We start from the raw sequence: 23667 nt of genomic DNA on the forward strand, positions 1-23667 counted from the left end.
TTTTACTTACGACTAAAAATTAACTTGAATACACATTAACAATCTTAATGGAAGATAACTCTTCTTTAATATTAGGATAGATCTCTGCTGGGAAAATAGTCTTTAATACAAAATTTTGCCTGGTATGTTTCTTAAGAGAAGAATTTGATTCAGAAATTAATCTTCGTCGCAAAGATCTAATAGTCAAACCTCCCTTATTAAGATAAGCAATCTCAACTTCCAAACTTTTAATATCATCTTTTAAGTTATTAAACACCTCTATTAAAGAATTTGCCTCATAAATTCCAAAAGATTGTTTGAAATAACTTCCAAGATATTTAAAACTTAAAATTGAAGAATCTGTGTTTAAATTAAAACCAGAAATATTGTCAATTCCACTAAAAAATTCAACCAAAAAAATATCAAGAACTATCCTTTTGGGGTGCCCTTTAATCTCTCTAGAAATGTTACATACAAAATCAAGTGGAACGTACACCCCTCTGCCCCATCTATTAGGCAAATCACTTATCCTTTCAAAAACTTTACTCAACATGGGTTTATTCAAATCATCATAAACAGTAACACCATAAGAAATTTTTTTAATAGGTTCTTTATTCGAAATAACCCCTGCTTTCAACTGATAAGAATGCGCATCTTCAAAAACTAATACCTTGGCCCCCTCAACTTCAACATGGTATAAAGCATAAGGGTCTGAGGCAAGACTAGCAGATTCAACGACTAAATCAGACGCCCTTGTAATGGAAGGCAATCCCTGTTTTATGACGGTCTCCGGTACTTCTTCCTGTTCTCTGCCAAAATTCTCCTCCCCACCAATAAAAGAATGTGCCATTGTATACGTGAAAAAAGAGACAATACCTATTAATACAAGACCCAACAATAATACTAGTATTATATGTTTAAATTTTATATTCTCATCATAAGAGCTTAAGTCAACTCCCCCCGCTATTCCAAATTCCCTGGCTTGTAATCCTACATGTACTAATCTGTTGTTTCCGTTTCCATTATTCAATTTTCTCACAACTTTCTCATAAAGATTTAAAAACGAAGTAAACATGTTCTTATTATGAAAGGCATACAAGTATATATCCTCGAGTTCTTTTAAAGCAGAATTCAATTGCCCCCCCTGTTCTAATCTTTGTGCTCTATCATATCCCCTAGAAAAATGTACTCTAATATTTTCAATATCATTATCAGACAAATCCGCCCGTAAAATAATATCTCTCATACTCTTTTCTCTTAATACCCTACTCCTATACTTACTTAACCTAGATAAATAAATCTTAATTCGTTCTTCAGAAGTCTTACTCATTATCCTCTAACTCATCAACCTTCTTTAAAAGCCAATAAGCAATATTCTTAGCGGTATCTTTTGTAATAGAAATTCCAACGAAAGAATTTATTAAAATCACCCTTTCCTTAGAGCCCTTCGGCCCTCCAGATATTTCTTCCAACGCTCCTTCTTTAGTCTTAGTAAACACAATCTCCTCAGGTATTTCTGTGGATTCAAAAACAAGATCACAAAAAATCTCTCCAGTATTAGTTACATTCCCATAAATATTATTAACAGGTACTAACTTATAATCCTCAGCCTTCTCAAACTTATAAATCATTTCTTTCATAACAACACGAATTATAACATAAAGATATACTCAAAATATAAAAGCTGAAGTCCACCCCCGCCTTAAAAGTAAAATACCAATTGCAAAATGATTCTCATTATAAAAATAAAATAATAAATAGTGTTATAATCTTTAAAACAAAGCCTTTCATTTTAGAATGAGTGAGCAAGGAAGCTTTTTAAAGATGAAACTTAATCAAATAGGCGATACAAACAAAAAAGCTAAAATTCTGAGGAAAGATTTTCCCATTTTAAATAAAACTGTAAATGATAAGCAAATTATCTATTTCGATAACGCTGCCACTTCTCAAAAACCACAAAATGTAATTTTATCTGAGGTTGAATTCTATGAAAATTACAATGCAAATGTGCATAGAAGTGGTCATGCACTTGCAATTCAATCCAGCCTAAAAATAGAAGAGACAAGAAAACTTGTAAAAAAATTTATTAATGCAGAATCTAGTGAAAATATAATATTTAATTCTGGGACAACAGATGGAATAAATACAGTGGCAAATTCATTACTTTTTTCAAAAATTTTAAAAGAAGATGATGAAATTATTGTAACAACTCTTGAGCACAACAGTAATTTGCTCCCTTGGGTTAATATTACTAAATATCTAAATCTAAAAATCAAGCTTGCAAGATTCAACGAAATGGGCCTTATTCTACCCTTGCAAATAAAAGGCCTAATTACAGATAAAACTAAAATTATTGCTATATCGGGTATAAGCAATATGCTGGGTACTACTCAAGATCTAGAAGAGATTGGAAAAATTGCTAGGGAAAATAAAATTATCTTTTTTGTGGATGCGGCTCAAATGGCACCCCATACAGAAATAGATGTGCGTAAAATAAACTGTGACTTTTTAGTATTTTCAGGACACAAAATGCTTGCTCCAACAGGAGTAGGAGTACTATATATATCCAATAAAATTATAAATAAACTCAATAGCTCCAAAATAGGCGGCAATACCATAGAAGATGTTTTTATAGAAAATGAAGATATTTCCTTTAAGCCTCTTCATCCACCAAATAAATTCGAATCAGGAACACCTAATATTGCAGGCATAATTGGTCTTGGCAAAGCAATAGAATACATTAATAGTATTTCAATGAAATTTATTAAAGATCATGACGAGGAGCTCATTAAATACTGCGTTGAAAAATTAGGAGAAATCGATGAAGTTGAATTTCTCCTAAATCAAAATATTAAACGAAAAGCAATAATATCATTTACAATAAAAGATATCCACTCACATGACATTGAAACATATCTTGATACAATGGGAATTGCAATCCGAGCTGGGAGAATTTGTTCCTACCTTGCATTCCTCTCAGAAAACATAAAAAAAAATCATCTCTTACGGCTGAGCCTCTATTTTTATAACACAAAAGAAGAAATTGATACTTTTATACTTTCTCTGAAAAGAACAATAAAGGAATTTAGCTAAATGCTTTCCAAGAATCACCATTGATTTAATTAACTAAACCCCTTAAAATTGAGCTATGCTATCAGAGAAAGTAAAAAAAGAACTAATAAGACTTAGCAGAATAAGTAAATACACATTTAAAATGGATAAGAATCAAGATTTGGGATATCAATCCAAATGCGGCGATCAAATAGCTTTTCAAATAAATATGAAGAATGGTAAGATAGGACTGAGATACAGTGCGTCTGGATGCATCATTCTTCTTGCAAGCGCTTATACATTAACTAGAATATGCAATAACAAACCAAAGGAAAAAATACTAGAAATCATAACAAAAGCGATTGATAAAAATTTTGAAAATTTAGAAGAAATTGACGCAAGTCTTAGAAATTTTACAAATTTCATACATACAAATAGACAAGATTGCTTCATGCTACCTTATCGAGCCCTAAATGAAAGCCTAAGCACAATTAAATAACTTAAAATAAAGGAGAATTTACATGAAAATATACTCCCACTCACCCATAGGATATGATGGTGAGCTAATTGAGATTGAAGTAGATATTAGAAAAGGAATGCCGGGAATTGATATTGTTGGACTTGCTGGAAGTGAAATTAAAGAATCAAGAGAAAGAATAAAAGCAGCCATTAAAAATTCAGAATTTGGTTTTCCAAAAGACAGGATATTAATCAATCTTGCACCAGCAGGTATAAAAAAAATTGGAACAGCTATTGACCTGTCAATTGCAACAAGCATTATCGCCATAAATGAAAACAAAAACAACGGTTTAGAAATTTTAATGTTAGGAGAGCTACAATTAGACGGTAAAATAAGGGCAATTAGGGGAGTATTACCTGCGATCTCACTTGCAAAGGAGAGAGGGATTAAGTGCATCATAATACCTTTTGATAACATAGAGGAAGGTCTTCTATTGGATAATCTAAACATTTGGGGAGTTAAAACCTTAAAAGAAACGCTGGAGATAGTGGAGCACCTAAACAATAACACATTTCCAAGAAAACAAACAATTGATTCTACAATGAAAGGTATAACAGAGATACCCAAAGAAAAATTTGAATATGATTTTAACAACATAAAAGGACAGCATAGAATAAAAAGGGCACTTGAAATAGCAGTTGCAGGCGGGCACAATCTAATGCTCTTTGGTCCACCTGGTAGTGGAAAAACTCTGAGCATCAAATGCATAAAGTCAATTTTACCGCCACTTACAAATAAAGAGTTGATTGAAACAAACAGAATTTGGTCAGTAGCCGGCAAACTAATAGATACAAAAATAATAAAAGAAAGACCATTTAGACAACCCCACCATACTGCAAGCAAAGAAGGTATAATTGGAGGGGGATCTAATGCATTGCCTGGCGAAGTATCGCTAGCACACAATGGAATTCTATTCCTAGATGAAGCGTTAGAGTTTCAAAAATCAATCTTACAATCACTGCGCGAGCCCATTGAAGATAAAACAATCTCAATTGTAAGGGCAAGCTCAAGATCCTTTAAGTATCCTGCGAATTTTCAGTTAGTCATTGCCACAAACCCTTGTCCCTGTGGTAATCTTGGTAAAAGAGATATAGAGTGTTTCTGTTCCCAACAAGAAGTTTCAAACTACTGGAAAAAACTCGGAGCAGCAATGCTTGATAGAATTGACATCAGAGTACCGACCAAACCAGTAGACAACGAAAAATTATTCCAGGAAGAAAGGGAAAGCTCAAGTGAGATAAGAAAAAGAATACTAAAGGCAAGAAATATACAAAGCAAAAGATATGAAAATACTGAAAGCACACACAAAAACTCCGACCTTAAACCGGAACAAATCACCCTATACTGTGAATTAGATAAAATACTACAAGACGAACTGATCTACATTTTAAATAAACTTAACATATCATCAAGAGCTACCCATTCAATGCTAAAAATTGCAAGAACCATTTCCGACTTAAGGGAAGAAGAGCACATCTCAAGAGAATCACTGCTAGAAGCCATTGAACACAGAAAAAGCGGTGAACAGCTTATAGAATTTTAAAGCCCACTGGGCTTTAAAATTCTATTTTATCAATATAACTTTTAAGCTGATTGGCAGAAGCCTTAAGCTTTTCAATTTCTCTATCACTTATATCAAAATCAAGAGTCTCCCTTACACCACCTTTACTTATCACAGAAGGTGCTCCAACATAAATACCGCGCCCAACCCCACCGTATTGACCATTAATGTATGAAGATATAGGCAGAATAAGATTTTGATCACTGATTATCGCATTTACAATATTTTTAATTCCAAGTCCAATAGCATAATAAGTAGCACCCTTAAGTTTAATTACCTCATAAGCAGCATTCACAACCCGACTATGAATCTCATCAAGCTCTTCTTCCCCTATTTTCCCCTCACTAATGTATTCAGATAAAGGCTTCATAGCTATTTTTGTTTCATCCCAAGTAACAAAAGAACTGTCCCCATGCTCACCCATAACATACGAATGCACATTCTGAGTATTTACACCAAAACGCTCCGCTAAAAAATATCTAAGCCTTGAAGTATCAAGTGTCGTTCCTGTTCCAATAACCCTATGCACTGGAAACCCAGAATACTTCATCGTAACATAAGTCATAATATCAACAGGATTACTTGCAACCACGAAAATACCACTAAAACCACTTGAAACAATGCTTGTTACAATTTCTTTAAATATTTTAGTATTCTTACTTACCAAGTCCAGCCTTGTCTCGCCCACCTTTTGGTTAAGACCTGCAGTAATTACAACAATATCAGCATCAGAACAATCTTGATAGGTTCCAAAGTTTATCTTAATATTCTTCCCCAAAAACATCTGTCCATGGTTTAAATCCATAACCTCACCCTTAGCCTTATCTTGCGCCACATCAATAATGACAAGCTCATGGACAAGCGAATTATCTATTGTTAAAGCATAAGCAAAACTCGAACCGACACCCCCAGCCCCAACAAGAACCACCTTATTACACTTAAGCATACACAAATCTCCATATAGAATTATTTAATACCAATAAGATAATCTTATAACATTTCGAAATACTTTTCCAATATTTTTAACAAGAACCACATGCCCAATAACCCACCAAAAATGCATTAAGCGCAACTCAAAGGCAAAACTATAAAAATAGACAATCTAGATAACAAAAAAATTAAATAATCTTAATAAATCTCTAATTAAAATTGACGTTATCATAACTTAATTTTATAAGTCTTTTAACATCTTCAAATTTAGATCCATTGCAAACAATTTCGATATTTCCAATGCCATGATGACCAATACCACTAATATCACGAGTAAAACCCTCCTCTATAAGCACCTTTTCCAAAGGAAGTGTAACAGTAATTATTATTACATCCCTCATAGGCTTAAATACCAAATCTGCAAAAAGTTTACCCCCAGCAACCCTAAATCCTGTATAATGCTTAGTATCGTATTTTTCAACATTACCCAAAGTAAAAATAAAACTCTCCAACATTCTATTTAGATTCTGTAATTCAACACTTGACATTGACAATTTCCTCAGATTCTCTGTTAATAAAAAATTATTGTCATTTTTTTGAGGAACTACATCACGCACCATTTCCGCTTGAGTCACAACCTTATTTTTTTTATTCCCAAAAACTTTACTATCGCTAACACCAGCTGCTGGATAAGTAGTTAATTTTAATGTTATTAAATTATCTTCATACATGTCATATTCTACAAGAATAATTTCCGAAGGATCTCTTTTGGCCTGATTTCTAGCTGCTACCTCAAATTTTCTGGCGACACAAACAATTTTAGTTAAATCAAAATCTACATTATTGTATCTCTCAGAACTTTGTCTAAATGTCTCCGACATCACGTACAAAAAATCACGCTTTCTGTCTTTCAATACCTCATCATACCCAACAGCCTGCAAAACATGCATAGGACTCGCATCTTTTTTATATTCAAATATCACAGGAACAACACAACTATTTGTCACCATAATTCCAAGTGTATCTATTCTTTTATCTCCTATCTTAAATTCAGTCGCCACTAACTTCACTTTGAAAAAAGCCTCTAAATTAGACTCAAATACTTTTTGTATATCTTTTTCAGCTTTAATATGTAGATTATTTAACTCCACCACTTTATTTTCAGAAAAAAGCTTAAAAAGTTTAACTGTATGCGTTAATTCTTTCATATCCGTAAATTATATACATAATCAATAAATAAATCCATGGATCAGGACCTAACATCATGAACAAAACCTCCCCTTAAAATTACCAAATTCAGTCCCTTTTTACTTCGTAACTAACAATTTGAAAAGGATCCTCACTAAACACTTCCTACAATTTAACATCCAACAACGATGGCTTTTTATTTTCTATTTATAAATCTAATAGATTTCAAATATTGAGAAATAAATCCTCTTTTATTTCCCTTGCAAATGATCTCATTACTCTTACATCAAAATTTCTTAAATTATCTCTACTTATCATCTGACTTAAGCACAGAAAGAAAAGCACTCTGTGGTATCTCAACATTTCCTATCATCTTCATTCTCTTCTTCCCTTCCTTTTGCTTTTCCAAAAGTTTTCTCTTGCGAGTAATGTCCCCGCCATAACATTTAGCAGTAACATCTTTTCTAACAGGTGAAACTGTCTCACGTGCAATAATACTCGACCCAATGGCCCCCTGAATCGCTATTTTAAACTGTTGTCTTGAAATCTCTTCCTTTAATTTCTTACAAATACTTGTAGCCTTTGCTCTTGCATTATTCCTGAAAACTAATTGAGATAACGCATCGACTCTATCCCCATTAACCAAAATATCCAATTTAACTAAATCCGTTGCCTCATAACCTAACAGTTCATAGTCAAAAGACGCATAACCACGACTTACGGATTTAATTTTATCGTAAAAATCAAAAAGTATTTCCGCAAGAGGCATCTTGTAAATGACCTCGACTCGTTTTGTATCAAGATAAATCAAGTTTTCTTGTACTCCCCTCTTAAGTAAACAAATACTCATAACATTACCCAAAAATTCGGTAGGAACAATAATATTAGACCTAATATAAGGTTCAAGAGCATATTCAATATGCTCATTTCCAAGAAATTGCTCTGGACTCTCAATAAAATAAGGATCTCCTTTTTTGGGAACAATTCTATAACGAACCGAAGGAGAAGTTAAGATTACATTAAGATCAAACTCACGCTCAATCCTTTCCTGAATTACCTCTAAATGCAATAACCCCAAAAATCCACATTTAAACCCATGGCCAAGGGCAGCTGAAGCATCCTTTTCAAAGGTGAGTGATGCATCATTAAGCTTAAGCCTGTCCATAGCCTTTAAAAGGTCATCATACTGATTAGCATCAACTGGATAAACAGAAGAAAATACAACAGGCTTAACTTCCTTAAACCCCTCAAGAGGAAAATTTGCAGGCTCATCGAAAAGAGTTACAGTATCCCCAATCTTAACATCTGATATATTTTTTATTCCCGCAATGAAATAACCAACATCACCAGCTTCCAAAAAATCTCTTCTTTCAAGCAGTATTTTAAAGACTCCAATCTCTTCAACTAAATAATCCCTATCTGCATGCATAAATTTAATCTTGTCGCCCGTCTTGATTCGACCTTCAAAAATTCTAAAATGAACAATAACACCGCGATAAGAATCGTAATGTGAATCAAAAATTAAAGCCTTTAATGCATTGCTAACACTACCCTCAGGCGATGGAACGTACCTACAAATAGATTCAAGTAACTCATCAATTCCCACACCATTCTTTGCAGATATTGATACAGCAATACTTGAATCTAGCCCCAAATCGCGCTTTATTTGTTCTTTTACAAAATCAACATTTGCACTCGGTAAATCTATTTTATTAATGACAGGAATAATTTCAAGATCATGTTCAAACGCCATATAAAAGTTAGAAACAGTTTGAGCTTCTATTCCTTGGCTAGCATCAATAAGTAAAATTGCCCCCTCACAAGATGAAATTGCCCTTGAGACCTCATAAGAAAAATCGACATGTCCCGGTGTATCTACAAAATTAAGCTCATAGGTATTGCCATCACTGCTATCATACTCGATAGTAACAGCTTGACTCTTAATAGTAATACCTCTCTCTCTTTCAATATCCATGCTATCAAGCATTTGACTTTTAAAATCTCGATCTGAGACTATTTTGGCCTTTTGTATAAATCTATCCGCCAAGGTTGACTTACCATGGTCGATATGAGCAATAATGCAAAAATTTTTCTTATAAGAACTAATCCCAAACTCCCTAAACTAACGTCCTCAGAAACAAAACAACTACACACTTTTATTGACTAAAAAAGTTTTGATCTGATTCTTTGATTTTAATACATAAGGCGAAGATTTAGGAGCAAGATCAACAATTAATTTCCACGTATCTATGGCCCTAAATTTGTTCTTGTGATTATCATACATATAAGTGGCATACGCAACTCTATATATTACTTCCCAAAAATTGGCAGATTCAAAGCTAGCTCTAATGTCCTTATACTCATTTATTTTGTGAACAAAAGACCTCAAATTTTTAAACTTGTAAAGAGGCTCGTGATAGCTAACATACTCATCCATCATAGTCAAAATACCAACAGCAGCAATAAGCCCGTGGGTAATTGAAAGCTCATAAGCACCTATCTTTAAGTATACTTTAGACAATAACTGATGAATATCGATAACATTATAATTCTTGAATCTATAAAGATTAAAAGTAAAATCAAGCCCAGAAGTTCCTCTTATATTCTTTAAGTAAGAATCCAGATAAAACCCCATGCTAAATTTACCACTCGACGCGCTTTCGCGCTTGTGCATAACATAATGATATTTATAGTAATCATCCTCGTTTGAAAACCTATCTAAGACTTCATTTAAGTAATCAATCATGTCTACATAATTATTTTCAAACTCAGCCAATGTGGCCAAAGAAAAAAGTATCTTTTTCTCAAAAGATTGATCCAATAAATAATCTTTGTCTTCCAAAGCTTTCCGAAGATGCAATTTTTCAAGGACAATATTACCAGTCCTTCCATAAACTATTGATAAATAATAATTAGCCTCGGGATAAATTCCCTTTCTAAGCAAAGCCTCTTGCAAATAACTAATAGCAACAGTAAGATTAGATTTAATGAATTTTTCCTTGGAGTAGATAAGCTGTCTCCCTCTCTCAAGCAAAATCCAATACGGCAACTCCCCACCTACCGAAGCACTTAAATTCAAGATCAAGCTGAGACCCAAGAAGGGTAAAAAACTCCTCACCATACCTACAAATATACTAAATCTTCTCATAAATTACGAGGAAACTTAACATTTAACTTCTCAAAATTTAAATATCATTAAGAACACCATTACAAAAAGGGCAACAGACTCAATTAATCCTAAAACCAAAAGATTTGTCGCAAACCCCCTTCCAGTCTCAGCAAATGCGTCACAAGCCCCAGCAGCCGCTCTCCCCTGTGCAAAAGCAGAAATAGAAATGGCAAGTCCTCCCCCAAAACCCGCTCCAAATAATAACCAAGGATTTACTTGCATCATTATACCCGATAAAGTATTCATCAATATATACCCATATATTATCTGAGTCAAAGGCGCTGAAACAAAAACAATTAACAAAAACGGAGCTGGTTTCCCCTGCACATAGCATCTCTTCCATGCTCCAATAGCAGCACTGCCCGCAGCCCCCATACCCAAAGCTGACCCTATTGCAGATATTGTTAAAGCCGAATTTACTCCTATTAAACCTATATCCATATTTATCTCCTTATTTATTTTTTATTTTTCTAAAGGGCTTATAAGAATATCCATTCCATTCTTGACCCAAATGGTTTGAAAATTCAAGCATATTAAGTCTTACTCCATGAACAACAACAGACAGTAAAGATAAAACTATATTTAAAATATGTCCAAACAGTATTACGACAATGCCACCTGTTATAAGACCAATATTAGACGATTTTAATAAAGATGCCGACATACTATTAAAACTATCAGAAATTGCAAGTCCTGCAAGCCCAACAGCAAAAAGCCTAATGTAAGATATTATGTCTGCAAATCCTGCTACCGTAGTCAAAAATTGTTCTATTACCCCCCCAAAACTCCTCAACACACATATAAAAAAGTTTGAACCATCTTGCCTCTGAAAAATAAAGACAAGAGCAACCCCAATATATATCATGTTTAAAACACCACCCCTCATGGGAAATCGATCCTCACCAAGTATTAAATTGAGAACCAAATAATAAAGACCAGCAATACCAACGAGCCAACCAATTTGAGAAATTGAATGTATATAGGGCCTTTCTTTTATTTGTCGGATAAAATTCCATACATGGGCTACAGATATTTGCAAAAGACCTATTGTAAAACATATAAACATAATATTTTGCATACTATTGCTGCCTGTTAAATATTCGAGTTGAAGAGACCTTAAAAAAGGAAATACCTCAAGCACAAAAGGACCACTCCCAAACCAAGTACCAGTCATCGATCCATATATAATCGCTGATATACTCAGATAAAATATTAAAGCATGCACGGACGTTAAAGGCTTCTTCTTTATAAAATTACGCACACTCAACACAACCCCTACTACCAAAAATAGTACCCCATAAGCCGCATCACCAACTATCATTCCAAAAAACACAAAGAAAAATAACATAAAAATAAAACTAACATCACGCTCTTTATATCCGGGAATTGTATCTAGCACATCAAAAATAGGCTTAGCAAGTCTAGCTAGACCCCTTCTTTTAACATAAGTCGGCACAATATCCCCATCTGGATCTGCAAATTGCACAGCAAATCTGCCCCCAGCTACCCTCTTAAGCTCATCCTGTTTACCTTCTGGAATAAATCCCGTAATATACACAAAATCACGACACTCCACACTCATGTCAGCTAAAACCTGCTCAAACTCAATAATCTGATTGCATTCTCCTACCTCATTTCCCAAAACATCTCTATATTTATTTAAAAGTGCTAACTGAGTTAATTTCCGCTCCAAAATCTCATCAACAATCCTTAATTTATTCTCAGCCAAGGCAAGATCAAACTCAAACCTATACTCTTCAGCCGTCTCTATTGTTTGCATAGAATCATTAACAGCTATAAAATAAGCCGTCCCTTTAACATTATTAATAAGGGCAACCTTATACTCAGAAGACGATAATAATTTTCTATATTCACTAATATGAGCCTTGAAAAATTGTACATAAACATCCCTCTCCCTCAATTCATTTACCAAATCAAGGGAGAAATATCCCCAAGGAGACACCATATTCCTCTTATGCAACAACTCATGTCTTGTATCTTTAAGATCTTTAATCTCAGCGCCCAAATTAACTACATCTTTTGCAACATCTAAAAAATTCTCACTCGAAGATTTTAAAGTTTTTACCTCGCAATCATCTTCAAGCAAGGATAAAGCCTGAATAAAAATTCTTCTAGTTTCAACAACCTCTTCTAAGGACCTTGAGACCTTGTTGTAAAAATCAACATGAACAACTCCCACTTCTCTTAAAGCCTCAACAGCCTCTCTTTTATATTTTAACAAAGTCAAAAGTAAAACTTTCTTCATTTTTACAATCATAAATTCAATCCCTATCCCCTGCTAATCAAGCTATCCTTAGCCATCTTCCCTCTTACAACAGCTGCTGTTTGCTGATCTCCAAGATACACATTAATCTTCTTTATGTTAATTTTAGTGGCAGGTATCATGACCTTCTCAAATAAATTTACTCTCTGAGAAGTAGTATTAAGCTCTGCCTCCAGCAACCTAACCTGCTCGCTTAAAACCTCAAGCTCCGCTTCTATCTGAATTACACTCTTAATAACTTCTATTCCTCTATCTACCCAATAAGGAGTCAATAAAAGATCATGTCTAATGTCTAAATACTCAACAGAATCAAAAACAGGAATAGAAATGCCTGCGATATTTGTATATCCTCTAACTACTCTCTTAATCTGAATCCAATCCTTGAAAGGAAACTCTTCCCCAAACAAAGAAACCCAAGAACCAATACTCTCCCTTATTACATCCTTTTCAAGCTCACGCTCTCGCTTAATACTCTCAATCTTCCTAATCTCCAAATGAAGCTGTTGTTTCTTAAGCTGCAACGTAGGCAAGTACCTATTAAACATCTTAAGTCCATCTTTTTGCTTCTTAAGCTCATTTTTGGTTAACCTGACTTTAGCCATGCCCTGCCTCTTTTCTAGGCCAATACTTTTCTACAAGCTCTGTCCTAATTCCGGTTTCCCTCGGCTCAAAACAACTGGAAAGTATCTCCCACCCTAAATTCAAGGCTTCTTCTAGAGGAATATTAACAGACAAATCCATCAATTTGCTTTCAAACATCCCACTGTACTTAAGTAACTTTTCATCCCACTCTGTCATATTAAATCCCATGGCCTTTTTTTCTATAGATTCCCTTGAAGATGCATAAAGTTTAATCATTGAATCCATAATTACCCTATGATCGTCTCTAGTCTTACCATTAACCATCTGCTTAAGTCTTGAAAGAGATCCAAAAGGCTCAATTCTTCCCCCTCTTAAATAATACTGCCCCTCGGTAATATATCCCGTATTATCAGGTACCGGGTGAGTAACATCATCGCCAGGCATAGTAGTAACCGCAAGTACAGTAATAGAGCCCGCCCCTTCAAAATCAATGGCCTTCTCGTATCTAGACGCAAGCTGTGAATATAAATCACCAGGATAACCCCTATTAGAAGGAACTTGCTCCATAGTAATAGCAATTTCTTTCATGGCATCAGCAAAATTAGTCATATCGGTCAGCAACACTAAAACCTTTTTCCCCTGAAGGGCAAATTTCTCAGCAACAGCAAGAGAAATATCAGGAACAGTTAAAGACTCAACAACAGAATCATTAGCCATATGAACAAAGAATATCGTTCTACCCAAAGCCCCTCCCTTCTCAAGAGAATCCTTGAAAGTCAAATAGTCATCATTCTTAAGTCCCATCCCTCCAAGAACAATCAAATCAACTTCAGCCTGAAGAGCTATCCTTAAAAGCAGTTCATTATAAGGCTCCCCAGATACAGAAAATATTGGCAGCTTTTGTGACTCAACAAGAGTATTAAATACATCTATCATCGGAAGTCCAGTTCGTATCATATTCCTCGGAATAATCCGCTTCGCCGGATTAGCAGAAGGCCCTCCAATTTCAATCAAATTGTCCTCAAGGCTAGGTCCTCCATCTTTTGGATTTCCAGCTCCATCAAAAACCCTGCCAAGCAAGTTCTCAGAAAATGCAACCCGCATCGGATGCCCTAGAAACTTAATTTGATCTGAAGTTGAGATACCTCTTGTCCCATTGTAGACCTGAAGAGAAACCTTATCCCTATCCAATTTAATAACCTCAGCTAAAGAACTCATATCCTTTGTCTTTACAATAGCAAGTTCTCCATACCTAACATCACATGCCGTAACAGTTATCACATTCCCTACAATAGATTCTATCTTACTGTATACCCTTTTCATCCTTAACACCCCTAAAATTTAATTTCCTAGAATTGATTAAATCTGTTAAAGCAAATTCCAATCTATTAAACTTTTCTTCTTTAAAGGGTATAAGATTCATATCTAAAATATTTTGCCTTAACTCATTAATAAAATTTCTTGCTTCCAACTTACTCTCAAATTTAAAATCTGACTTTAAAACATTATAAATTATATTAAACATATAATTCTGACGCTCAGGACTTACCGCTGCATCAACACTATCAAAAGAATTTTGCTGTAAATAGCATGCATCCAAAAGCTCTGCTTTCAAATAAACCAAAAAGTCATCATTACTTATTCCTTCCTCACCAACAACCTTCATCATTTGATTCACCTCATTACCCTTAATTAAAAAAGACTTTGCATACTCCGTCCTCTCCGCATCAACAACTCCCCCATATCTACTCCAAGATTCAAGAGGACTAATAGCCGGAAATTTTCTAGCATCCGATCTCTCTCTCGTAAGCCCATGAAATGCCCCCACAACCTTTAAAGTCGCCTGAGTCACCGGTTCTTCAAAATTACCCCCAGCAGGGCTCACAGATCCACCCACAGTCACAGAACCAACACCGCCATCTCTTAAAACAACGATACCCGCTCTCTCATAAAAAGATGCAATAACAGACTCAAGATAAGCAGGGAAAGCCTCATCCCCCGGAATTTCCTCAAGACGACCAGACATTTCTCTCATAGCCTGAGCCCATCTTGAAGTTGAGTCTGCCAGCAAAAGAACATCAAGCCCCATCTGTCTATAATACTCACCAATAGTAATAGCTGTATAAACCGAGGCCTCTCGAGCAGCAACTGGCATAGAGGATGTATTACAAATAATACATGTTCTCTCCATCAACGACTTACCCGTCCTTGGATCCGTAAGCTCAGGAAACTCCTTAAGAGTCTCCACGACCTCACCTGCTCTTTCTCCACAAGCAGCAATAATTACAATATCAACATCAGCATTACGGCTTGTGACCTGCTGAAGCACTGTCTTGCCAGCACCAAAAGGCCCAGGAATACAAAACGTGCCTCCCTTTGCAACCGGAAAAAAAGTATCTATTATCCTTGTTTGAGTCACCATGGGTTCACTAGGCATAATCCTCTCCCTATAGTTCGCAATAGGAATTTTAACGGGCCAGTGAAATGACATAGTTACAATATGCCTATCCCCAGCATCATTCTCAATAACCGCTATTTTGTCGTCTACGGTGTAATTGCCCTCATCAACAATTTCCACAAGAGTATAAAAATCCCTTCTATCAAATGGAACCATTACCTGATGATTAATCGTACCTTCAACAACAAATCCAAGATAATCTCCCGCAGTAACAGCGTCTCCTACTCTCGCAGTCACCTTAAAATTCCATTTCTTTTTCTTATCAAGAGCTCTTAAATACAAGCCTCTTTCTAAAAAAAATCCACACTGCGCTGCAAGCTCCGGCAAAGGATTCTGAAGCCCATCATACACCTGTGTTAAAAGCCCAGGCCCAAGCTCAACCGTTAAGAGCTTATCTGTAAACTCAATATCATCCCCAACAGAAATTCCCCTAGTCATTTCAAACACCTGAGCATCAACTTCCCCATCCCTAACACGAATTACCTCAGCTTTCAACCTCTTTCCAGCACTCTTAACAAAAATAACCTCATTCATGGCAACCGTGCCAACAACTTCAATAGTAACCAAATTCCCAATTACCCCTACTACTTTTCCTCTAGTTTCCATTAAAATTCCTCTTCTAAAACTTTTTATTCATATCAATGCTTAATTTTTGACAAATGTCTGCAAAATTCCTCTCGCCTAGCTTTTCCACAAACAGACTCCTTCTTGAGACTATCATCAACTTCAAAAAATAGATTACCAACCTCTCAAAATTAAACTCATTCCCCACTTCAAGATCTGTCAGAAATTGCCACTTCAACATATCAAGTCCTAATTCCACCTCAAAAGGATCTTCCTTAAGGCAAATAACTTTCAAAATTCCTAAGAAATAGCCTGAAAAATAAGAAGATTCCAAATAAACATCCCTTGAAAGACCCAACTTCTCGGCCCTAATGCAAGCTAATGCGTACTTCATTTTTTCCTCAAAATCAAGAAAACAATCAATAACCCCAAAACTCCCTCTGGCAGCACCAAACTCTGATAAATTCTTCAAAAAGACAAAATCCTGCTGTCCCAAAGCAATCTCAACATTCTTGAAAAAATCTGATACACTCCACACCATCCCACTCTTTATGTCAAGATAAGGCAACGACGACATCACATAGTAATAAGGACTCAGCATAACACCTCTCCCTAAACCACCTTAATCAACTCTTTAAATCTTGGATTTAAATACTCAAAAAGGATATCAGAAATAGTCTCTGAAGTGAAATCATAATGCAGACTACTATTCCTTTGCTGTATTTTAAATCCCTTATTTATCCCCCTGAAGGGCTTAATCTCAACATCACCCTTAAGTTTCTCTCCTATCTCCGACCTTAAAAGAGACAATAAATCAGAAAGATCAGCTTCATTAAGCATAACATCCATCTTATCTCCTCTACTCCAACCATCTACAACCCTAACAATAAGTTCGCTTAAAAAATTATTATCATAACTTCTAGAAACAGAATCCGTTAGCGCGGCTTCAAACAAAGACTTAATGCTTTTCTCAGCTCCAATAATCAAATCCCTAACTGCCTGGCGCGAGGCCTCCAGAGCATGCCTCCTATAATCACTAATTTCTCTCTCAGCCCTTATTTTTAACTCCCTAGCATCACTCTCAGCCTTCAAAACAATAGCCTCAGCTTCCCTCTTTGCATTATCAACAATCTCACTAGCCAACCTATCAGCTTCCTCAAGTCCATCCTTCTTAATCCTATTTATCAAATCCTTAACTTCAAACTGCATGAAAACCCCTTAGGTAAAGATAAAATAATTGAAAACATTCAATAAACAAAAAAACAGAGAAATTATATTAATAAATTTCAACATTGAAATACTAATACTAATACTTGAAATATTCAAGTGCATCTCACGTATTATTAAGTATAAACCAAAATTAAATAATTAAAATAAATATAATTTTAATTATTTCGATTCCTTTTAAACTCAACAGTTAATAAATTCAAAGATTAATTACCAAAAAAATCTCCAACAATTTTGTACACATTAATATCATGTACTATACATAGTTTTTTCTCTGGGAATTTTTCTCTCAACCTCTCTCTAAAAATTTTAATACCCCTCTCTGTCACTCTTTTAACAAACTCCACATCAATTACATCAAGAGTTATTACCTCAATGATAACCAAATACCCCCTTCCAAAATTAGAACCATATCCAGGGGTAAAAGACGTAGTTACACGAAAAAGCCCATCCAAAATACCATTAGCAGCTTTGCCCCTAGGAGGTCTGTTTGGATGCACCTCATAAGCACTACCAAATTCATTCTCAAGAACAGAATCAACATCAAGACATATGTTGAACAGTACATTCTCAAGCTCTTCAAACTTTGCTATGCCCATTTAAATCTCTACTATTGTCTTCCCAACCCCTCCATCACTAGGATGAGAAAAATAATACTTCTTAACAAACTTTAAGCTCTTCAAAAATTCATGAACACCGGCCATAAGAAGACCCTCCCCCTTGCCATGAATTATTTCAAATTTACCAACATTGCCTAATAACATATTATCTATTTTCTTACTCAAAAAATCTATGGCCTCAACTACTCTCATTCCTCTAATATCAAGCGTAAGCTCCAATGACTCACTACCGTAAGACTGTAAAGGAAAACTGAAGTTTTTCTTTACAGTCTTACGGTCTTCTTTTTTAATTAATACTCTTTCTAAATTAGAAGACGAAACTGTAATATTAAAAGCACCAGTATTTACCACAACTCCTTTTTTGGTAATACCAACTATTTCTCCTAAAACACTTGGATTAGATACCCGAACTCTATCCCCCACTTTAAATTCAACATCACTAGCAAACTCCTTAGCAAGAAGCTCGACCTTAGATGTCTTGCTCTCTATCCTGTCTGTAACATTGCAGATAAACTCTTTATTCTTGCGCAAATCAACCTTCCCTTCTTTGAGCTCTCTAACCAAATTTTCTAAAGTTTTCCTTGAATAATTTAAAAATTCTTTTTGTTCATTTATAAGTGTTTCTTCTATATTTTTCTCCTTAAGAATAAGGCCTTCTTGTAAGTCACTAAGTTTAATTTCTTTAAGTTCAATGAGCTTAAGTTTATTTTTCAATTTTTCTTCATGCACATATATTTCCCTTTCTTTATTTGCAAGTTTTGCAAGTAGTTCATGCACTTCCGTCTTATTGGATGAATAGATCTCTTGTGCTCTGAGTATAATGTCAGGATGAATAGAAGAATTGCTTGCTACACTGAAAGCAAAACTTTCCCCTGGAAGAGAAAAAATTAAATTGTAATTCGGTTCCATTCTTTCTAAATTCATCTGCATAGATGCATTAATGACGCCTTCGTGAGTATACGCGAAATACTTAAGAGCATTATAATGAGTGGATATAATTACATGACAGTTAATGTTGATTAAATGCTCAAGGATAGCTATAGCTAATGCCTGGCCTTGTTCAATATCCGTTCCAGAACAAAATTCGTCAAATACTACAAGACTATCTAATGTTGCTTGCATTAAAATGCAAGCAACATTCCTCATATGACTTGAAAAAGTTGAGAGTGAATTTTCAATTGATTGCTCATCTCCAATATCGATGAAAATATTATCAAAGATCTTAAAAGTACTACCCTCACCAACCGGAACAGGTATCCCAAACTGAAACATAGAACTCAATAGAACAACTGTCTTTAAAGTCGCAGTCTTTCCTCCAGCATTAGGGCCTGTAATAACTACAACTTTATTCTTTAAGGGACAAAAATTTATCTCCTTCGCATTCTGTATTAGAGGATGACGAGCATTTAAAATATTAAGTCTAGTACCAATATTGGGAAATATTCCTCGGGTTTTCATGCCATAAATTGCCCTAGCCTTAAGGGAGTCATAATATAAAAATTTATTATAAAGCTCTTTTAAGAGAACAATTTGTTTGCGAATTTCATCTGAAAGATCATGCAGTATTCTTAAAATTATGCGCGTCTTTTCTAGTCTTAAAAAAGTTAATCGACTGTTCTGGCTCACTATCTCACTTGGTTCAATATAAAATGTCTCACCAGAAGCTGAAATAGATATCACATTTCCCTTAATTTTATTTTTAAAACTAGCTTTAAGTGCAACAGTGTATCTATCTGATTTATAATAAACAAGGGTTGATGTTAAATATTCTGAATTTAAAGCTATTATTCCCTTTACCTGTTTTTCAGTTCTTTTGTCTAGCTTTTTAATCTCAAAATCAATCTCATCATAATCTTTAGAAACGCCTCCTCTTATCTTAAGCTCATCAGTATCAACGTACTCAGATAAAACCTCCAGTAAATGCCTAAGACTTGAATCTAGAAATAATAAATCTTTTAGACTTTCATTTTCATTCTTGGCTTTAAATTCATTTCTATCTAGGAAAAAATTTATTCTTAAGACTTCTTGAAGAAAAAAAATAATATTACTGATTTCTTCAATAGAAACCCTTGAATTTTCCTTAAAAAGAAAACTAATAGAATCACCTATACTTTCTAAATAAGAATTTGGATATTCATCATAAATTTCAACGAGATTTCCAATCAAATTAACAAGAAAACATATCTTATTAAGCTCTTCCTCCCTGCTCAGCATTTTCTGGCTGTTTAAAAGACTAATAGTATCTGGGATAGCAACATAAGAAGAAACTGAAGATAATATTTGATAAAAATTAATTTTTTCTAGATATTTATCTTGCATAGTTTCTATATCTCCTAAGCTCATCTAAGATTTTCAAGTAACTTTTATATCTAGCTTGTGAAACTTTAAATCCAATTTGACCTACTACAAAGCAATTTGGCTCATTTATATGCAGACAAGAATTAAACCTACATAAATCATTTAAACCTCCAAACTCTCTAAAACAATGTTTGAGTTTTAAGTAATCTAGTGTCTCAATCCCAAACTCTTTAATGCCTGGAGTATCCATTATTATCCCATTGTCTGAACGAAAAGCCACCGCATAAACTGTAGTGTGCCTTCCCCTCGCATATTTGTAAGATATTTCATTTATAGCCTGTGATGCATTTAAACTAACCAAATTTATAAGTGAAGATTTTCCCACACCAGATTGTCCAATAAAAGCAGTTTTTGAATTTTTAATAATTGATTTTAATTCTTCAATGCCCTTTAAAGTAGTAGCAGAAGTTTGAACAACTCTATAGCCTAACTCTTCGTAAACTCTAGCCAAATCTTTAACTTTATTACTTACATCCTCGTCCACTTTATTTAGCAAAATAATCGGAGTAATTCCTTGCTCCTCGGCAACTATTAGCACCCTGTCAATAAATGAACTTTTAATCTCAGGAAGACTAGCAGAATTAACAATTAAAATACTATCAATGTTTGAGACAATAATTTGCCTGATGTCAGCTTTTCTGTTGTAACGCCAAAAAATGTTCTTACGCTCTAACCTTTCCTTAATATACACTTTACACTCATCATAAACATTTCCTACCACAAAATCTCCAGGAACCAAAGGACTATATTCTTTATTTTGAATATTTAAGATCTTACCCTTAATGACCCCTTCATAAATTAAATTGGTATTAGCATCGATAATAGAATAAATATTGTTAACACCCCAAAGAACCTCAAATTTAAGGTCATTCAATCAATTACCCCCTTAAACTTAAGCCCATATTTCTCGCAACAATTCTTATAAAAACATAAATTTTCATCTTTCGTTAAGTAAAATGAGTTTATAAAATCACCACTATCGCTAATGCTAGCTTTAGCAACAGCCCTAGCAAGTTCATCTGTTACACATGCACGGTTTTCATAAACAGAAATTCCTAGAAAATTTTCAATCATATTTTTGATATGTAGATAATGAGTACAACCTAAAAAAATTACATCTCGTCTGCTAGCTTTAACCTCCAGTTTCAATGATTCTAAACACCCAAGCGCATCCTCTTTAAACTTATCCCCATACTCTACATAATTTATAAGCTCTCCAGCGGACTTTAAAATCAAATCACCATGTAATCTCTTTTCGTCCTGCACAAAGGTGCTATTAATAGTAGTGTCTGTTGCTATTAATAACACCTTTCTAGTCGCTAAGCTCTCTATTAAACTAATTGAGGGCAAGGTATATATTATAGGGAAAGCAAACTTTAACTTACCATATACACTAACAGATGCCGTGTTGCAAGCAAAAACCAATGAAGAAATATTACAAATCTTTTTCAATTTAAAAATCAATTCTAGAATCTCTTGTAGAAGAAACTCTGTGGTTTTCTCTCCATAAGGAAAATTTTTATTATCTGCAACATACAGATAGTTCATATTACCAAGTCGCCTACTTATATATTCAAAATAAGAAAGGCCACCGATCCCTGAATCAAAAATTACTACCACATCTTTTAAGTTGCCCATAGTCTTGTTCAATTCCAGTATAGATTATTAATTTATTTGCTTTCAATAATAGCAATAATATTTAAGCCACCATACGCTACCATATTCTAAAACTACCATATGTTTAAGATATAATAATTATAAATTAAGTTATATTAAGAGGAAATATGCACAAGAGTATAAAAGAAATTCTGGATAACCCAGTAGTAGAAAGTGAAGTTACAGTAAAAGGATGGGTTAGAACAAAACGTAGTAGTGGTAAAATTTCATTTGTCGAAATTAACGATGGTTCAAATATTAAGGGAATTCAAGCTGTAATTGATGAAGAAAATTCTAACTTTAGGGAGACAGAACTTAAAAAACTTGCGACAGGAGCCAGCATATCCTTAACAGGAATTTTAACTTTAAGCCCTGCAAAGGGCCAAACACACGAAATTAAAACGATAAATTTCAACATAATCGGAGAAGCAGACCAAGAAACATATCCTTTGCAAAAAAAAAGGCACTCCTTTGAATTCTTAAGAGAAATTTCTCATTTAAGAATACGTACCAACACATTTGGAGCTATCGCCAGGGTTAGGAATCAAATTTCTTATAAAATCCATGAATACTTTCAAAAAAATGGATTTGTATATGTAAATACTCCAATAATCACATCGAATGACGGAGAAGGATGCGGTGAAATATTTCGTGTATCCACTCTGGACCTTAATAAGATTTCGAAGAACAAAGAAATTGATTTTAAGGACGATTTTTTTGGAAGAGAAGTGTTCCTTGCTGTGACTGGACAGCTACATGGAGAAGCTTATGCGATGGCGTTGTCAAAAATATACACATTTGGACCAACATTTAGGGCAGAAAATTCTAATACAACACGCCATGCTTCAGAGTTCTGGATGATTGAACCCGAGGTAGCGTTTTTCACCCTTAAAGACAATATTAAATTAGCAGAGGATTGCCTTAAATATATCCTAGAAGGAGTGCTAAATAATAGTCGTCAAGACATGGAATTTCTTGACGACTATATTGAGAAGGGACTAATCAAAAAAATTGAAAATGTAATAAACTCAAACTTTGAAGTTATCACATATACTCAGGCCATTAAAAAACTTGAAAGTACAAATAAAATATTTGAAATAACACCCCGTTGGGGTATAGACTTGCAAACAGAACATGAAAGATATCTAACAGAAGAGATTTTTAAAAAACCCATAGTAGTTATTGATTATCCAAAAGAATTTAAAGCATTTTATATGAAAATGAATGAAGACAATAAAACTGTTAAAGGAATGGACATTTTGGTTCCACGCATCGGAGAAATCATTGGAGGTAGTGAAAGAGAAGATAATCTAGAAAAGTTGAATAAAAGAATAAAAGAGCTAGACTTGGGAGTTGAGACCCTTAATTGGTACCTGGATTTAAGGAGATTCGGTTCAACTCCTCACTCTGGGTTTGGGCTCGGACTTGAGAGATTGGTGCAGTATGTGACGGGGATGGCCAATATTCGGGATGTAATACCGTTTCCGAGAACCCCTAGAAACATTTGTTTCTGATCAAAA

At 34.4% G+C, this 23667-nt stretch carries 21 protein-coding genes; 4 read left to right on the plus strand and 17 right to left on the minus strand.

All coding sequences use genetic code 11. The features are described from left to right. Nucleotides 1-19 precede the first annotated feature (19 nt). Nucleotides 20-1309, minus strand: a complete 1290-nt coding sequence (locus LSO06_RS00410) for a hypothetical protein (protein WP_231760130.1) — start codon at nucleotides 1307-1309, stop codon at nucleotides 20-22. Continuing rightward, a complete protein-coding gene (locus tag LSO06_RS00415; protein ID WP_231760131.1) occupies nucleotides 1302-1619 on the minus strand; it encodes a hypothetical protein in 318 nt (105 codons plus the stop codon). Before LSO06_RS00415 ends, LSO06_RS00410 begins: the two co-directional genes overlap by 8 nt. Nucleotides 1620-1803: 184 nt before the next feature. Between LSO06_RS00415 and LSO06_RS00420 the strand changes: the two genes are divergently transcribed. From LSO06_RS00420 to LSO06_RS00430, 3 genes are read left to right on the plus strand one after another with little or no spacing between them, the layout of a single operon-like run. Continuing rightward, on the plus strand, nucleotides 1804-3072 hold the full coding sequence (locus tag LSO06_RS00420) for a cysteine desulfurase (RefSeq protein WP_231760132.1): 1269 nt from the start codon (nucleotides 1804-1806) through the stop codon (nucleotides 3070-3072). Between the two features lie 55 nt (nucleotides 3073-3127). Then, on the plus strand, nucleotides 3128-3529 hold the full coding sequence (locus tag LSO06_RS00425) for an iron-sulfur cluster assembly scaffold protein (RefSeq protein WP_231760133.1): 402 nt from the start codon (nucleotides 3128-3130) through the stop codon (nucleotides 3527-3529). Nucleotides 3530-3551: 22 nt separating this feature from the next. Then, complete coding sequence (locus LSO06_RS00430) at nucleotides 3552-5093, plus strand: YifB family Mg chelatase-like AAA ATPase (protein ID WP_231760134.1); 1542 nt, start codon at nucleotides 3552-3554, stop codon at nucleotides 5091-5093. A 13-nt stretch (nucleotides 5094-5106) separates the two neighbouring features. Here LSO06_RS00430 and LSO06_RS00435 read toward each other — a convergent pair whose 3' ends face one another. From LSO06_RS00435 to murI, 15 genes are all read right to left on the minus strand, one after another. After that, nucleotides 5107-6057: an L-lactate dehydrogenase gene (locus LSO06_RS00435; RefSeq protein WP_231760135.1), complete on the minus strand. Its 951-nt coding sequence runs from the start codon at nucleotides 6055-6057 to the stop codon at nucleotides 5107-5109. A 193-nt stretch (nucleotides 6058-6250) separates the two neighbouring features. After that, the gene (locus tag LSO06_RS00440) at nucleotides 6251-7249 is read right to left on the minus strand and encodes a DUF5655 domain-containing protein (RefSeq protein WP_231760136.1); all 999 of its coding nucleotides are present in this window, start codon (nucleotides 7247-7249) and stop codon (nucleotides 6251-6253) included. 287 nt (nucleotides 7250-7536) lie between these two features. Further along, nucleotides 7537-9336, minus strand: coding sequence for a translation elongation factor 4 (gene lepA / locus LSO06_RS00445; RefSeq protein WP_231760843.1), 1800 nt, complete (start codon nucleotides 9334-9336; stop codon nucleotides 7537-7539). Nucleotides 9337-9375: 39 nt separating this feature from the next. Beyond that, on the minus strand, nucleotides 9376-10377 hold the full coding sequence (locus LSO06_RS00450; RefSeq protein ID WP_231760137.1) for a hypothetical protein: 1002 nt from the start codon (nucleotides 10375-10377) through the stop codon (nucleotides 9376-9378). Nucleotides 10378-10407: 30 nt separating this feature from the next. Further along, nucleotides 10408-10839, minus strand: coding sequence for a V-type ATP synthase subunit K (locus LSO06_RS00455; RefSeq protein WP_231760138.1), 432 nt, complete (start codon nucleotides 10837-10839; stop codon nucleotides 10408-10410). Between the two features lie 10 nt (nucleotides 10840-10849). Continuing rightward, nucleotides 10850-12676 carry a V-type ATP synthase subunit I gene (locus tag LSO06_RS00460; RefSeq protein WP_231760139.1) on the minus strand — a complete coding sequence of 609 codons (1827 nt, stop codon included), beginning with the start codon at nucleotides 12674-12676 and terminating at the stop codon, nucleotides 10850-10852. 11 nt (nucleotides 12677-12687) lie between these two features. Continuing rightward, on the minus strand, nucleotides 12688-13284 hold the full coding sequence (locus LSO06_RS00465; RefSeq protein ID WP_231760140.1) for a V-type ATP synthase subunit D: 597 nt from the start codon (nucleotides 13282-13284) through the stop codon (nucleotides 12688-12690). Continuing rightward, a complete protein-coding gene (locus LSO06_RS00470) occupies nucleotides 13277-14587 on the minus strand; it encodes a V-type ATP synthase subunit B (RefSeq protein WP_231760141.1) in 1311 nt (436 codons plus the stop codon). The genes LSO06_RS00465 and LSO06_RS00470 overlap by 8 nt, the downstream gene beginning before the upstream one ends. After that, nucleotides 14568-16328 (minus strand): V-type ATP synthase subunit A, encoded by a 1761-nt coding sequence (locus LSO06_RS00475; RefSeq protein ID WP_231760142.1) that lies wholly within the window; start codon nucleotides 16326-16328, stop codon nucleotides 14568-14570. The genes LSO06_RS00470 and LSO06_RS00475 overlap by 20 nt, the downstream gene beginning before the upstream one ends. A gap of 13 nt (nucleotides 16329-16341) precedes the next feature. After that, on the minus strand, nucleotides 16342-16887 hold the full coding sequence (locus LSO06_RS00480; RefSeq protein WP_231760143.1) for a DUF2764 family protein: 546 nt from the start codon (nucleotides 16885-16887) through the stop codon (nucleotides 16342-16344). A gap of 11 nt (nucleotides 16888-16898) precedes the next feature. Beyond that, nucleotides 16899-17495 carry a V-type ATP synthase subunit E gene (locus tag LSO06_RS00485; RefSeq protein WP_231760144.1) on the minus strand — a complete coding sequence of 199 codons (597 nt, stop codon included), beginning with the start codon at nucleotides 17493-17495 and terminating at the stop codon, nucleotides 16899-16901. Nucleotides 17496-17719: 224 nt separating this feature from the next. Then, nucleotides 17720-18112: a hypothetical protein gene (locus LSO06_RS00490; RefSeq protein ID WP_231760145.1), complete on the minus strand. Its 393-nt coding sequence runs from the start codon at nucleotides 18110-18112 to the stop codon at nucleotides 17720-17722. Continuing rightward, a complete protein-coding gene (locus tag LSO06_RS00495; RefSeq protein ID WP_231760146.1) occupies nucleotides 18113-20452 on the minus strand; it encodes an endonuclease MutS2 in 2340 nt (779 codons plus the stop codon). After that, complete coding sequence (rsgA, locus tag LSO06_RS00500; protein ID WP_231760147.1) at nucleotides 20442-21365, minus strand: ribosome small subunit-dependent GTPase A; 924 nt, start codon at nucleotides 21363-21365, stop codon at nucleotides 20442-20444. The genes LSO06_RS00495 and rsgA overlap by 11 nt, the downstream gene beginning before the upstream one ends. Continuing rightward, nucleotides 21362-22129 carry a glutamate racemase gene (gene murI / locus LSO06_RS00505; protein WP_231760148.1) on the minus strand — a complete coding sequence of 256 codons (768 nt, stop codon included), beginning with the start codon at nucleotides 22127-22129 and terminating at the stop codon, nucleotides 21362-21364. Before murI ends, rsgA begins: the two co-directional genes overlap by 4 nt. A gap of 146 nt (nucleotides 22130-22275) precedes the next feature. Here murI and asnS point away from each other — a divergent pair, with 146 nt between their 5' ends. Then, the gene (gene asnS / locus LSO06_RS00510; RefSeq protein ID WP_231760149.1) at nucleotides 22276-23661 is read left to right on the plus strand and encodes an asparagine--tRNA ligase; all 1386 of its coding nucleotides are present in this window, start codon (nucleotides 22276-22278) and stop codon (nucleotides 23659-23661) included. The last annotated feature ends 6 nt before the right edge of the window (nucleotides 23662-23667 follow it).

It is taken from the genome of Borrelia sp. RT5S (assembly GCF_021165755.1).
Lineage (GTDB): Bacteria > Spirochaetota > Spirochaetia > Borreliales > Borreliaceae > Borrelia.